The sequence below is a fragment of the bacterium genome (genome assembly GCA_035505375.1).
Lineage (GTDB): Bacteria > Hydrothermota > Tepidihabitantia > Tepidihabitantales > Tepidihabitantaceae > UBA2258.
The window spans coordinates 86,856-100,241 of the sequence record DATJQV010000024.1 but is presented as its reverse complement, the minus strand read 5'-3'; the positions used below and the strand labels follow the sequence as shown (position 1 = coordinate 100,241).

The 13,386-nt window shown below is 61.6% G+C and carries 10 protein-coding genes; all 10 read left to right on the top strand.

Annotated elements, in window-relative coordinates:
• The first annotated feature begins 217 nt into the window (after window positions 1-217).
• The 10 genes from VMH22_03880 to VMH22_03835 all read left to right on the top strand — a co-directional run bounded on the left by VMH22_03880 (window position 218) and on the right by VMH22_03835 (window position 13,361).
• Window positions 218-856 (top strand): SdpI family protein, encoded by a 639-nt coding sequence (locus tag VMH22_03880; protein HTW90826.1) that lies wholly within the window; start codon window positions 218-220, stop codon window positions 854-856.
• A 465-nt stretch (window positions 857-1,321) separates the two neighbouring features.
• Window positions 1,322-1,924 carry a hypothetical protein gene (locus tag VMH22_03875; GenBank protein ID HTW90825.1) on the top strand — a complete coding sequence of 201 codons (603 nt, stop codon included), beginning with the start codon at window positions 1,322-1,324 and terminating at the stop codon, window positions 1,922-1,924.
• 433 nt (window positions 1,925-2,357) lie between these two features.
• The gene (grpE, locus tag VMH22_03870; GenBank protein HTW90824.1) at window positions 2,358-2,993 is read left to right on the top strand and encodes a nucleotide exchange factor GrpE; all 636 of its coding nucleotides are present in this window, start codon (window positions 2,358-2,360) and stop codon (window positions 2,991-2,993) included.
• A gap of 87 nt (window positions 2,994-3,080) precedes the next feature.
• Window positions 3,081-4,976, top strand: coding sequence for a molecular chaperone DnaK (dnaK, locus tag VMH22_03865; protein HTW90823.1), 1,896 nt, complete (start codon window positions 3,081-3,083; stop codon window positions 4,974-4,976).
• A 207-nt stretch (window positions 4,977-5,183) separates the two neighbouring features.
• Complete coding sequence (gene dnaJ, locus VMH22_03860) at window positions 5,184-6,317, top strand: molecular chaperone DnaJ (GenBank protein HTW90822.1); 1,134 nt, start codon at window positions 5,184-5,186, stop codon at window positions 6,315-6,317.
• A gap of 128 nt (window positions 6,318-6,445) precedes the next feature.
• Window positions 6,446-7,171 carry an RsmE family RNA methyltransferase gene (locus VMH22_03855; protein ID HTW90821.1) on the top strand — a complete coding sequence of 242 codons (726 nt, stop codon included), beginning with the start codon at window positions 6,446-6,448 and terminating at the stop codon, window positions 7,169-7,171.
• An 88-nt stretch (window positions 7,172-7,259) separates the two neighbouring features.
• A complete protein-coding gene (gene rpsU, locus VMH22_03850) occupies window positions 7,260-7,457 on the top strand; it encodes a 30S ribosomal protein S21 (protein ID HTW90820.1) in 198 nt (65 codons plus the stop codon).
• Between the two features lie 107 nt (window positions 7,458-7,564).
• Complete coding sequence (locus tag VMH22_03845) at window positions 7,565-9,961, top strand: Smr/MutS family protein (protein HTW90819.1); 2,397 nt, start codon at window positions 7,565-7,567, stop codon at window positions 9,959-9,961.
• Window positions 9,961-11,643, top strand: a complete 1,683-nt coding sequence (gene dnaG / locus VMH22_03840; GenBank protein HTW90818.1) for a DNA primase — start codon at window positions 9,961-9,963, stop codon at window positions 11,641-11,643. Before VMH22_03845 ends, dnaG begins: the two co-directional genes overlap by 1 nt.
• The gene (locus VMH22_03835) at window positions 11,640-13,361 is read left to right on the top strand and encodes a sigma-70 family RNA polymerase sigma factor (protein HTW90817.1); all 1,722 of its coding nucleotides are present in this window, start codon (window positions 11,640-11,642) and stop codon (window positions 13,359-13,361) included. Before dnaG ends, VMH22_03835 begins: the two co-directional genes overlap by 4 nt.
• The last annotated feature ends 25 nt before the right edge of the window (window positions 13,362-13,386 follow it).

Genomic DNA, 13,386 nt, shown 5'->3' with positions numbered 1-13,386 from the left:
ATCAACCGGCTTTCCGGGGCCGGCATCATGTCCCGAATCATGCGCTACCGGCGCGGATTCGCCGTGTCCTCCGCCGCGCTCCGCTGTGAACTGACGATTGCAGATTGGCGGCTCACCCGCCATTTGACATAGTCGTCCGCGGGTTCTAGAATCGAGATACGGTGAGTAGAGTCAACGATGTCCGACAGGACAAGCCTTCGTCCAGCAGGGAGCATTCATGACCAAAGGTGAAATCGCAGGTCTGGTGATACTGGCGCTTTCGGTTGCGCTGGCGGCTGTCTTCTACCCGAGGATGCCGGCACAGATGGCCGACCACTGGAATGCGGCCGGCGAGGTAAACGGCTACATGCCGCGCCTGCCGAGCCTGCTGATATCGCCGGCCATCATCGCCTTGACGTGGCTCGTTTTCTTCGCGATTCCCCGCATCGACCCGCTGAAGAAGAACATCCTTCAGTTCCGCGGCATCTATGACTGGCTGATTGTGGTAGTGCTGCTGTTCATCCTGGGCATTGGTGTGCAGGTGATTCTGTGGAACCTGCAGGTGCGGGTCTCGCCGAACCAGACTCTGCCGGTGGCATTCGGGTTGCTGTGCATCTTCATGGGCCAGTTGCTGGGCAGGGCAAAGCGGAACTACTTTGTCGGCATCAGGACGCCATGGACCCTGGCCAGCGACGTCGTGTGGGAGAAGACCCATCGCCTGGGCCGCTGGCTGTTTACGGTCGCCGGCGGCGTGAGCATGCTGGGCGTCTTCTTCGGCCGTTACGCGCTGCCCTTCATACTCGCGCCCGCGCTGGCCACTGCCGCTGTCCTCGTGCTCTATTCTTATATCGTATACTCCCGGCTTCCGGCGAACTGAGCGCATAGCAGGCGTCCGACGCGCAAGTCAAAGGTCAGAAGTCAAAAGCCAAGAGTCAAAACACCCAGGGCGGCTGCGAACCCGGACTCCTGGCTCCACTTTGCGTTCTCCGCGGCCACAGGGGTGTCGAACTGATTCAAGATTGCAGATTCTCGATTGCAGATTGCGGACGGCGTCTCCCCTGCCATCCGCAACCTCATTCCAGATTGTTGATTGCGCAGATTGCCTGAACTGCGAGCCGATGGACTATCGAGGACGGTGGGGCTTTTATGGGGCGGAGCCGGTAGCCGTTTTCGCTTCACCCGAGTCCCGCGTCCGCTGACCACCGTCCGCCAGCGCTTTTTGACATCCTCGCGCTTGTTCTCTACAATCCCGCGGCGATGACGGCCAACTACTGAAGGCCTGCGATGAACGGAGATCGACAACGTCACCCGAAATTCCCGTGAACCGGAAAGAGGAGGAACCATGAACGCCGGTATCAGGATGATGCTCCTTGTCTGCCTCGCACTCGGCTTTGCGGTCGCATCCGAACCCAAGACTTCTTCGGACTCTGATTCCGACAGCGCCCTTTTCGCACGCGTCGGGGACATCGAACAACGCCTGCTGGTTCAACGGAACGAGACCGATGGCTCGGCCATGTTCAGGCATGTGAATTCCGACAAGATACCGGACACCGACCCCCGCCTGAACCTTGGTGTGTATGAAGGAAGCGATGACGACGCGAGGCTCGTCGTGAGTGTGGTGTACATCGGCAAGGACTCGCTTGCGATGCACTCGGCGGCAGTGCTGGTCGGGGGCAAACGTTTCGCAGTGGACTGGGACGAAAGCGATGTCAGACGCAGCACGCTACCGAACGGGGCGGTGTATGAAGCTCACTCCTTCGAACCCGAATACGTCCTGCCCCTGGCCGTCTCCAAGGCCCCGGCCGACACGGTCATCAAGGTCCAGCTCGCCGGCAGCAAGGGGAGTAGCAGCTTCACGATGTCCGCGCTGGAACGGCAGGCCTGGCGCGAGATGTTGTACTACTACGACCACTTTGGATACAGGAACCGCAAACTCGGGCCATGACCGCGCTATCGGGGACGGCAGCCGTCTCCGCTTCAACCAGCCACGCACCGTGCACCGCTGACCCTGGCCGTCAGCAGTTAGCTGTCAGCGTCCTCTTCACCCATTTGACACGCCGCCGAGGTCATTTTGGATTTTAGATTGCCGATTCTAGATTGGCCGCCCGACCGCTGGTCCGACAGCCTGACCGTGACCTGACGACGCAACCGGCGATTCGGGGCGCATAGAAACGCCGAAGGCCGAACGGCGACCGCCGAACTGCCCGAAACCAGCTGCTAGCTGACCGGCCCCGGACAAGCAAACTTCATCGACCTGCTACTGGACCCACGCCTGCGGCTAACCATTGATGGTTAGGAAAGACCGCGCCATGGGCGCGGCCTTCCGCATGGGGTAGAATCCCTGTATAGCCTTAGAATGTCTAATCTTATGACTTCACATGGCACAAGAAAAGAAAGGTCCGGTCACCCAACTCAAGGAGCAGTTTGACGAGAAGTCGGCTGCGTGTAAGAATCTGCAGGAAGAGTACTTACGGGCAGTTGCTGACTTCGACAATCTTCGGAAGCGAACCGAGCGCGACAGCGAGGTTAGTCGGAGGCTGGCGCTGGAGGCGTTTGTTCTGGACCTTGTGCCCGTGTTGGACAACTTCGAGCGGGCATTGCAGACTGCGGGCGAGGGCGCAGGCGCGGAGAGCCTGAAGAAAGGTATCGACCTGATTCACCGTCAGTTGCGTGAGACGCTCTGCAAGCACGGAGTGGAGGAGTATAGCTGCGCGGGGACACAATTCGACCCGCGCCGGGCTGAGGCCATCAGCTTCGTTCACACCGAAGAGCAGGAACCGGGAACGGTCGTGAGCGAGATCTGCAAGGGGTACGCATGTGGAGAGCGAGTGCTGAGGCCGGCGAGAGTGGTGGTTGCTAAGGCGGGCCGGACAAATCAGAATTCAGAGACCAGAGACCAGAATTCAGAACGTCGGGACTCCGAAGGTGCAACCAGGAAGCCGAGTGGCGCGGGGCAAGAACCGGAAGCGGAGGCGGCGGAAATCGAGGGGTCGGTTAGCGAGTCTAATGGTTAAGAATTCGGAAATGAGTATTCTGACTATTGAGCCGCACTGCTGCGGCTGTTTCAGATTAGTTATCAGTTGGAGTTTTGGAGGTAAGTGATGGCAAAGGTAATAGGCATAGATCTAGGGACGACATTTTCGTGTGTAGCGGTGATGGAGCGCGGGCAGCCGGTAGTGATTCCGAACCCGGAGGGCGGGAGGACGACTCCTTCGGTCGTGGCGCTGGGCAAGGAACGGCTGGTGGGCACGCTGGCCAAGCGGCAGGCGGTCATCAATCCCGAGCAGACGGTCTATTCAATCAAGCGGTTCATGGGCCGGCGGTACAGTGAGACCCTGGATGAGCACAAGCGCGTTCCATTCCACGTGGTCGAGGCGGCGAACGGCGACGCCTGGGTTGATGTGGACGGCAAGCGCCTCTCCCCACCCGAGGTCTCAGCCATGATTCTGCAGTACCTGAAGAAGTCGGCCGAGGCCTACCTCGGCGAGGTAGTGACCAAGGCGGTCATCACGGTTCCGGCCTATTTCAACGACTCGCAGCGACAGGCGACCAAGGATGCGGGCAAGATTGCCGGCCTGGAAGTCCTGCGTATCATCAACGAGCCGACCGCGGCCGCGCTGGCCTACGGCCTCGACAAGAAGAAGTCGGAACGGATTGCCATCTACGACCTTGGCGGAGGCACGTTCGACATCTCGGTCCTCGAGATCGGCGAGGGCGTGTTCGAGGTGAAGTCGACCAACGGCGACACGCACCTCGGCGGCGACGATTTCGACCAGCGGATAATGGACTGGGTCATCAACGAATTCAAGAGCGAGCACGGCGTGGACCTGGCAGCGGACAAGACAGCGCTGCAGCGGGTGAAGGAAGCGGCGGAGAAGGCGAAGTGCGAGCTTTCCAGTTCGATGGAGACTTCCATCAACCTGCCCTTCATCTGGTCGGACGAGAAGAAGGGCCCGATGCACATCGACATGCGTCTGACCCGTTCCAAGCTCGAGGCGCTGGTCGAGGACCTGGTGCAGCGGAGTTTCGGCCCGGTGAAGCAGGCGCTGACCGATGCCAAGGTGACTACACGCGACATCGACGAGGTCATTCTCGTCGGCGGCCAGACCCGCATGCCCCGCGTGCAGTTCCTGGTCCGCGAGTTCTTCGGCAAGGAGCCGCACAAGGGCATTAACCCGGACGAGGTCGTTGCCATCGGCGCGGCCATCCAGGGCGCAGTGCTGGCCGGCGAGGTGAAGGACGTCGTGCTGCTCGACGTGACCCCGCTTTCGCTCGGCATCGAGACTCTGGGCGGAGTGATGACCAAGGTTATCGACCGGAATACGACGATTCCCACCCGGAAGAGCCAGGTGTTCACTACCGCCGAGGACGGACAGCCGGCGGTGACGGTTCACGTGCTGCAGGGCGAACGCGAGCTGGCTGGGGACAACCGGACGCTGGGCCGGTTCGAGCTCTCGGGCATTCCCCCGGCTCCGCGCGGCACGCCGCAGATCGAGGTGACGTTTGATATCGATGCGGACGGCATTCTCCACGTGACCGCCAAGGACAAGGCGACCAGCAAGGAGCAGTCAATCCGGATTACGGCTTCCTCCGGGCTGGCCAAGGACGAAGTCGACCGCATGGTTGGCGACGCGCAGGCTCATGCGGCCGATGACCGGAAGCGACGCGAGCTTGTTGACAGCCGCAACCGCGCCGATACGCTTATCTACCAGACCGAAAAGACCCTGAAAGAGTTTGGCGAAAAAGTCCCGGCCGCCGACAAGCAGGCGATCGAGGAGGCGACCGCGGACCTGCGCCGGACCATGAAGGGTGACGATAAGGCGGCGATAGACACGTCGATAGAGAAACTACAGAAGGTGAGCTACAAGCTGGCTGAAGAGATGTACCGTCAGAAAGAGTCCGGGCCTCAACCCGGCGCGACCGGCCCCCAGCCGGAGACTGATTCCGGCAAGAAGGTCGACGCCGACTATACCGTCATCGACGAGGACAAGAAGTAGCGGGGCGAGCCGGACGCTGCATTCCTTCGATAGTGGCTTTGGCGTGTTGGACGGCGGCTGTCGCCGTTTGAAGGCCGCAGAGCTTTCCGTGCGAATTCCCCATGACCGATTACTAATGTCCAACGAATACCCGTGTGCCGAACCGCTGATCGGGCGCAATTGGTCATTCGTTGGTAATTGGGAATCGGGCATTAGTCATTAGGGGCCATGGCCACTACGAGGCGCGACTACTACGAGGTGCTCGGCATCAGCCGCGGCGTCTCCCAGGATGAAGTCAAGTCCGCATACCGCCGACTGGCCAAGGAACACCACCCGGATCGCAATCCCGACAACCGGGCTGAGGCCGAAGAGAAGTTCAAGGAACTCTCCGAGGCGTACGAGGTCCTGGCCGACGCGGACAAGCGGAAGCTTTACGACACGTACGGACACGAAGGCGTGTCCCGGCAGTTCGGGCCGGGCGGGTTCGATTTCCGGCGTGACTTCACGCACGTCAACGACATCTCCGACATCTTCGGCGACCTGCTGCAGGGCTTTGGCATGGGCGGTGGCGGCGGCCTGTTCGACCTGTTGGTCGGCGGCAGGCAGCAGTCGCGACGACGCGCGCGCGGCGGCGACATCAGGATTTCAGTGCGGCTTGGCCTTGAGGAAATTGCGGAGTCGGTCACCAAGGAGCTCAGTTTCAACCGGTTCGAGCGGTGCCCGGAGTGCGCCGGCGCGGGCGGCAGGGGCAAAGAAACCTGCGCTACGTGCCACGGCCAGGGTCAGGTCCAGCACCGGGCGAGCTCGTTTCTGGGTCAGTTCGTCCAGGTTCAGCCGTGCCCCGACTGCGGTGGCGCGGGTGAACGGGTCAAAGAAACCTGCAAGGTCTGCTCCGGCGAGGGGCGGGTCAGGAAGCCCAGGACCCTCAAGGTCAGAATCCCGGCCGGAGTCTCGGCCGGCCACTATCTCCCCTTGCACGGGGAGGGACACTATGGCCCGGCCGGCAACGGAGATGTGCTGGTGCAATTCGAGGAGCGGGAGCACCCGCTTTTCCTGAGACAGGGCGATGACATTGCAGTTGAGGTGCCGGTCAGCATCGCGACCGCGGTCATGGGCAGCAAGCTGAAGGTGCCGACGCTCTCCGGTGAGAAGGAACTCGAGGTTCCGGCCGGCACGCAGTCCGGTACCGTTCTGCACATCCGCGGCGCCGGGATCAAGCATCTCGACGGCGGAGTAGGAGACGAGCTGGTTCGTGTCGTTATCCACGTTCCCAGGCATCTCTCGCGTGACGAAAAGAACCTTCTCAAGAAGCTCGACGAGTCGAAGAGCGAGCCGACGCCGGGGCCGAGGAAACCAGCATGAGGCAAACGACCGAGTCTCAATTCCTGATTTCTAATCAAGGCCCAATGCCAAAGGGATCCGGCGGTTGGCGCTTAGACATTTCCTCTTTGATTGGTCATTGGCAATTGGTAATTGGTCATTAGCACACTATGCCCCACGACCTCTATTACTCGCCGACCCCGCCGAAGGATGGGATGCTAACCATCACTGGCCCTGAGGCACGGCACATCAGCCGGGTGATGAGACACGAGGTGGGGAGCGTTATCGGCGTGGTTGATGGAGCCGGAGGCGAGCACGAGGTAGAACTGACCGCAGTGCGGTCAGACCGGGTTGTGGGCCGTGTGCTGTCGGATACGAGAGGCGCGCGGGAGCCGAAGCATCGGGTTGCCATCGCGCAGGCAGTTCTGAAGGGCGACCATCTGGCACAGGTGTGCAGCCAGACAACTGAGCTGGGAGTCAGCCGCATTATCCCGTTCCTGAGCGCTCGGACAGTCGGCCGGCTGAGCCCGGCGAAGCTCGATCGGCTCCGGGCAGTATCGCTCGCAGCGCTGAAGTCCTCAACGAGGACGGTGTTGCCGAAGATTGATGCGCCCGTCGAGTTCGACCGACTTCTGAAACTGGATGGCGAGTTCGACCAGGTGCTGGTAGCCTATGAGGACGAAACCGGTACGGGGCTGGACAAGGCTTTGAAGCGAGCTGCCCATTCGGTCCTGATTGTCGTGGGTCCGGAGGGCGGGTTCGAGCCGGCCGAGATCGAAGCGCTGAAGAGCGTTGGGGCCGCACCGTTCACGCTGGGCCCGAGAAGGTTGAGAGCAGAGACCGCGGCAATCACGGTTGCCGCGATGGCTCTGGGCTTGCTGGGTGATTTAGGGTAAGATGTATCATGAAGAGATAGGCACTTAGCCTCATGCATGTCTTTTCCCGATCCCACTTAAACGACTTGAAGGGAGGTGCAATCGAGTCATGGTAGGTATTACAGTCAAGGAAGGTGAATCCTACGAGAGCTTCATCCGTCGTTTCCGCCGGGCATGCGAGAACGCCGGGATTCTGCGGGAGGTGAAGCGCCGCGAGTTCTTCGAGAAGCCTAGCGAAAAGAAAAAGCGGAAGCAGGCAGAGTCACGGCGTCGTGCGTTCCGCCGCAGGCAGCAGGACGACAACTAACCGCCTTCTGCAACCGGTTGGGTCGTAGGCCGGCACTCTGCTGACGCCGATGCAGCAGGCAGAAGTCAGGACAAAGAGTCGGGGAATAGGCTGTAACGGAGCCGTACTTGGATAGTCACACGCTTGAGGTCCTGGGTTTCACGCGCGTGCGAGAAATCCTGGCCGGGCTGTGTCAGACCGACATGGGCCGCGAGCGCGCCCTGGCACTTGAGCCGGTCTCGGATGTGCAGCAGATTGCCGCCGAGCTCGACCGGCTGGATGAGGTCACCAGCCTCGGTGACGAGCCGCCGCTCGCCGAGGTGAAGGACATAAGGCCCCTGCTTGAGCAGCTACGCGCGTCCGGGTTGCTCACGGGCGATGAGTTGCTGCACGTCCGGCTGGCCTGCGCCGGCATCAGGAAGTGCCGCGAGTTCTTTCAGAACCAGCGGCAGGACGTGGTCAACGTCAGGTCGCTGATACACGGCTTGGTGCCGCTACCGTCGCTCGAACGCGGGATTGACGACGCGATTGACGACGCGGGCGCGGTCCGCGACTCGGCGTCGCCGGAGCTGGCCGACATCAGGCGCCGGCTTCGGGGCATGCGGAATGCGCTGGTCAGGAAGCTCGAACGTATGGCGGCCGACAATCCGGGCTGGTTCGGTGGCATACCCACCGTTAGAGGCGGGCGGTTCGTGCTGCCGTTGTTGCTTGAGCACCGGACCGGAGTACCGGGGGTTGTCCATGGCAGCTCGGGCAGCGGTCAGACCCTGTTCGTCGAGCCGCTGTCGCTGGTATCGGATGGGAACGAGTTGCAGGAGCTGCAGGACGCCGAGGCTGAAGAAGTGGCGCGCATCTTGCGCGCGCTATCGCGGCTGGTCGCCGAGCACGTGCCGGAGCTGTCAGCGGCACTGGTTGTGGCGGGCGCGCTTGATGTGCTGGTCGCCAAGCGCCGATTTGCTGCCCGGTTCGACTGCCGGAGGCCGGAGCTGGCCGCGGACCGCGGGCTGGAACTGGTGAGAGCCAGGCATCCGTTGCTGCTATATCGGAAGGTGAACGTGGTGCCGCTGGACATGCGGTTCCCGGATGAGGGGCAGGTGGTGCTGATCTCCGGGCCGAACGCCGGCGGAAAGACGGTGGTTCTGAAGACCGTGGGGCTCCTGTCCCTGATGTTGAATGCCGGCATGTATGTGCCGGCCGCGACCGGAACCCGGCTCCCCGTCTTCAAGAGGGTCTTCGCTGACATCGGTGACGAGCAGTCGCTCGACTCGGACCTGTCGTCCTTCACGGCGCACGTCAGCAGACTGAAGGAGATACTGGACAAGGCTGACGCCGATAGCCTCGTCTTGATAGACGAGATTGGTGCGTCCACCGCGCCGGAGGAGGGTGCTGCCCTCGCCGTCGCCGTGCTGGAGTCGCTGCGCGACCGCGGCGTGAGGAGCGTCGTGACGACCCACTTTGGCGCACTGAAGATGTTCGCGCAGGACGAGCCCGGCATGGCCAATGCAGCGATGGAATGGGGACGGAAGGAAGTGACGAATGACGAGTGTCGAATGTCGAATACTGGGACATCCGGGAATCGTCAATCGTCAATCGTCAGTCGTCAATCGCAGGGGCCGACGTATCGGCTGAAGATGGGATTTCCGGGCGAGTCGAGTGCGTTCGAGATTGCCGCGGGTGCCGGGATGCCAGCCGGGGTCATCGAGCGAGCGAGGACTCGAATCGGCCGCGAGTGGCTGGACATGGGCGCGAAGCTCAGGTCGCTCGATGAGGAACTGCACAAGGCCAGGGTGGCCCGGTCGGCAGCCGAGCAAGAGCAACGACAGGCAGCAAAGCTGCGTCAGGATTACGATGTCAGGCTGCGTGAAGCAAGGGCGGAAGCCGAGGACGCGGCTGAGCGACTGCATGCCGAGGAAGAACACTTCCTGCGGGAAAAGCGGCGCGAGATAGAGAATCTGGTAAGGCAGATAAGGGAGCAGAAGGCCAACCACGAAAGCGTGGTTGCCGCCAAGCAACATGTCGAGCAGGCGCTTGCCGAGGTCAGTTTCGGGCCGGTGGAGCCGGAATCGCCGGGCGCGGTACCGGAAGGACTCAAGCCCGGGGATAACGTTGAGTCGCATACGTTTCGCAGGCAGGGCGTGGTCGTCGAAGTGAGAGAGAACAACGCGACGGTCGCCTTTGGCCAGATCAAGATGGAACTGGCGGCGGCTGACTTGAGGCTGGTCAAACCTGCGGAAGTGAAGCCCGAGCCCGAGCCGATTCAACCGGAGCCGTACATGTTCGACACGAGGTTGAGCGTTCGCGGAATGACACGGGAGGAAGCAGACGACGCGGTGACGAAATTCCTTGATGAGGCCCTGATGGTAGGCTCGGCTGAACTCACCATCGTTCACGGCAAAGGCGGCGGGGTCTTGCGCCGTGCGCTGTGGGACAGGTTGCGGCGCGATTCCCGCGTAGACACGATCAGCCTGGCCGAGCAGTCGGCGGGGGGCAGCGGCGTGACCGTAGTGAAGCTGAAGAGCGCCTGATGATCAAACAGGAAGTCATTGAACAGGTGCGGATGCAGACCGACATTGTGCAGTTGGTCGGTGGGTACGTGCCGCTGAAGAAAGCCGGACGCTACTACAAGGGACTGTGCCCGTTTCATTCCGAGCGGACACCGTCGTTCCACGTCAACCAGGAGCGGCAGACCTATCACTGTTTCGGTTGCGGGGCCGGCGGGACGGCCATCAACTTCGTGATGGTGACGGAGAAGCTTGAGTTTCCCGAGGCCGTGAAGTTCCTCGCGAAGAAGCTGGGAATCACGGTCGAGACCGAGCAGGCGTCGGGCAAGAATCAGGCGCTGTACGGCATCTGCGAGCAGGTCTGCCAGTTCTACGAGCAGCAGCTCCCGAAGATGCCGGCAGCGGCTGCCTATGTTGAGCGACGAGGACTGAACGCGGAGACCGTGCGCAGGTTCAGGTTGGGGTTTGCGCCGGCCGGCAACATCCTGCGCGGACAGGCGAAACGTCGAGGCTGGTCGGAGGAAACACTCGTGCAGGCGGGCTTACTGAGGGGGGTCGAGGGACGAGGGACGGGAGGCGAGGGACTGGTGGACTGGTTCCACGGCCGGTTGATGTTTCCGATCTTCTCTCTGTCGGGAAAGGTCATCGCATTCGGCGGACGGGTGCTGGATGACAGCGAACCGAAGTATCTGAATTCACCTGAGACTGCGATCTTCCGCAAGGGTGACAGCCTGTACGGGATATTCCAGGCAAAGGGATACATCAGGGAGCAGATACCGATATTGGTCGAGGGCAACTTCGACATGCTGTCACTTGTGAACGCGGGCATCAACAACGTCGTGGCGCCGCTTGGTACGGCATTCACGCCGAACCAGGCGCAGCTGCTGCGACGTTACAACCCCCGCATCACCGTCTGTTTCGACGGAGACAGCGCTGGCCGAAAGGCGGGCCGGAGGGTAATCGAGATTCTGCTGGCCGCCGGGATTGAACCGCAGATCGCCTCGCTGCCCGATGGTACCGACCCGGACTCGTACGTCCGCAAATTCGGCAAGGAGAAGCTGGTCGAGCTGCTGACACAGGGACAGGACTGGACCGAATTCGTGCTTGCGGGTCGGGATCTCTCCCGAGTCGCTGAACAGCGGGCAGCCCTGTCCGAATTGGTCGGCCTGCTGCGGCTCATCGGCGACGACACGACCCGCGAGTTGTACGCGAACCGGATTGCCGACCGGTTCCGGGTGAACAAGCTGGTCTTGCTGCGCAGCGCCGGGCAGGAAAAACCGGGTGCGGCCAGGGCCGCCGGGATCCGCAAGGTGGAAGAGAAACTCTTGGGCTCGGCGATCCAGACTCAGGACCTGGCGCGGATCGCTCGAGACCTGGGACTGGCAGAAATACTGCAGGATGAGAAGCTGCGGCCGATTGCCCGGCTGGCCGCCGACCACTGTGACGACCCGGGCTTCAACGCCGGGCTGGTGCTCGGACTGATCGATGAGGACGAGACGCGCAAGATAGTCTCGGCCTGGACGTTCGATGACGTACCGACACCTGGCGAGTTTCAGGAACGCGTGAGGCGGTTCCGTGCGGACTGGCTGCATCGCCGGCTCAGGGAAGCGGATGCGAAGGGCGACGACGCGGCAGTTGAGGATTTGCAGAGAGAAAGAAGTAGACTGTTACAGGAAGTTACGCGAGAAAGGAGTGCTCGCCAATGAAGAGTGAAAAGGAGCGCAAGCGGCGGGGTCGGCCTCCACTTGCCCTGAAAACCGGAACCCGAAGACCCACTGGCAGCAAACGCGGGCCCGGTCGCCCGCCCGGCCGGGGACGCAAGGCGCGCGAATCGACCGAACGCGAGCCGTGGCTCGATACGGTGTATGAGAAGGCTTCAGGCGACAAACGGATTACCTACGAGGAACTGGAGGACCTGGTTCCCGATGATGTCTTGATGTCGACTGACCGGCTGGAGGAAGTCGTAGCCGGTCTCATCCGCAGCGGTATCATGATGACCGAGACCCGTGCGGAAGAACCGGAAGCAGTCATCCAGAAGGGTCCCAAGCCCATAATCCAGCGCACCGAGGACCCGACCAAGTCGTACTTCCGCGAACTCTCTAAGCTGCCACTCCTGACGCGCGAAGAGGAAATCCGTTACTCCAAGGAGATGGAGGAAGGATACAAGAGCATCATTAAGTACCTGTTCGACCCGGTATCGATGATGCGCCGACTGGTAGAGGAATGCTGGTCGATTGAGGAAGGCACCAAGTCGCTGGACCAGATTGCGCGCGTCGAGTTCGAGTGCCTGTTCGACAAGAAGGCGTTGTGGCGCGACCGGCAGCGGTTCATCCGCTGCCTGCGTGACATCCGGCGCGAGGCCGACAAAATCGAGAAACTCAAGCAGCGCAAACAATCGCCGGCCGTACGCTCGCACATCGCCGATGCGAAGAAGATCGTGTTCAGCCGGGTCCAGACGCTTTCACTGCAGCACCACCTCATCAACAACCTGATCGACGAATTCAAGGACAAGGGCACCGAAGCACTCGGTCTGGCGCACGAACTGCTGGTGGCAAAATCAGAGGGACGCGACGGCACACCCGAGATTGCCGAGGTCAGGCACAAGCTGCGCGAGTGTCACGACTTCCTTGACCGCAACACCGCCGATGTCCGCAAGGTACTGACCGAGATAGCGCTGTGCGAGAACCGGATTCTGGCGGCGCGCGACAAGATGATCGAAGGCAACGTGCGGCTGGTCATCTCCATTGCCAAGCGGTATGCAAACCGCGGCCTGGAGTTCGCCGACCTGCTGGAAGAAGGCAACGTCGGGCTCATCAAGGCGGTCGAGAAGTTCAACTACCGCAAGGGATTCAAGTTCTCGACCTACGCCACGTGGTGGATCAAGCAGGCGATAACCCGGGCGATTGCCGACCAGTCACGCACCGTACGCGTGCCGGCCCACATCATCGACGCGATCAACAAAGTCGCCAAGATCCAGCGCCAGTTCATGCAGAAACAGGGACGCGAGGCGACCGTGGCTGAGCTCGCCCAGCGGCTCTCGACCCCGAAGGAGAAGATCGAGGCGCTGTCCAAGATATCGCAGTTCGGCGTGTCGCTGGACAAGCCGGTGGACGAGGACGAGACCAGCTTCATCGGCGACTTCATCTACGACGAGAAGACCGCCTCGCCGTCCCATGCTGCCGGCGTATCGCTTCTGGGCGAGAAGCTCGAAGAAGCGCTGGCAGTGCTGACCAAACGCGAGGAAAAGGTGCTTCGGCTCAGGTTCGGACTCGGCGATGGTTGTCCGAGAACATTGGAGGAAGTCGGCCAGATATTCAACATCACCCGCGAACGGGTCAGGCAGATCGAGGCGAAAGCACTCAAGAAGCTGCGCCACCCGGTGCGGCTGAGGAAGTTCGAGCCGCTGCGCGACCTACTGCAGTGAGCCTGGGTGAGGACCGGACGAGGCA

Excerpts from the sequence above, each read along its gene's own strand:
- VMH22_03875 (HTW90825.1), top strand. The coding sequence starts at position 1,322 with ATGAACGCCGGTATCAGGATGATGCTCCTTGTCTGCCTCGCACTCGGC.
- rpsU (HTW90820.1), top strand. The coding sequence starts at position 7,260 with ATGGTAGGTATTACAGTCAAGGAAGGTGAATCCTACGAGAGCTTCATC.
- grpE (HTW90824.1), top strand. The coding sequence starts at position 2,358 with ATGGCACAAGAAAAGAAAGGTCCGGTCACCCAACTCAAGGAGCAGTTT.
- dnaJ (HTW90822.1), top strand. The coding sequence starts at position 5,184 with ATGGCCACTACGAGGCGCGACTACTACGAGGTGCTCGGCATCAGCCGC.
- VMH22_03880 (HTW90826.1), top strand. The coding sequence starts at position 218 with ATGACCAAAGGTGAAATCGCAGGTCTGGTGATACTGGCGCTTTCGGTT.
- VMH22_03835 (HTW90817.1), top strand. The coding sequence starts at position 11,640 with ATGAAGAGTGAAAAGGAGCGCAAGCGGCGGGGTCGGCCTCCACTTGCC.
- dnaG (HTW90818.1), top strand. The coding sequence starts at position 9,961 with ATGATCAAACAGGAAGTCATTGAACAGGTGCGGATGCAGACCGACATT.
- dnaK (HTW90823.1), top strand. The coding sequence starts at position 3,081 with ATGGCAAAGGTAATAGGCATAGATCTAGGGACGACATTTTCGTGTGTA.
- VMH22_03855 (HTW90821.1), top strand. The coding sequence starts at position 6,446 with ATGCCCCACGACCTCTATTACTCGCCGACCCCGCCGAAGGATGGGATG.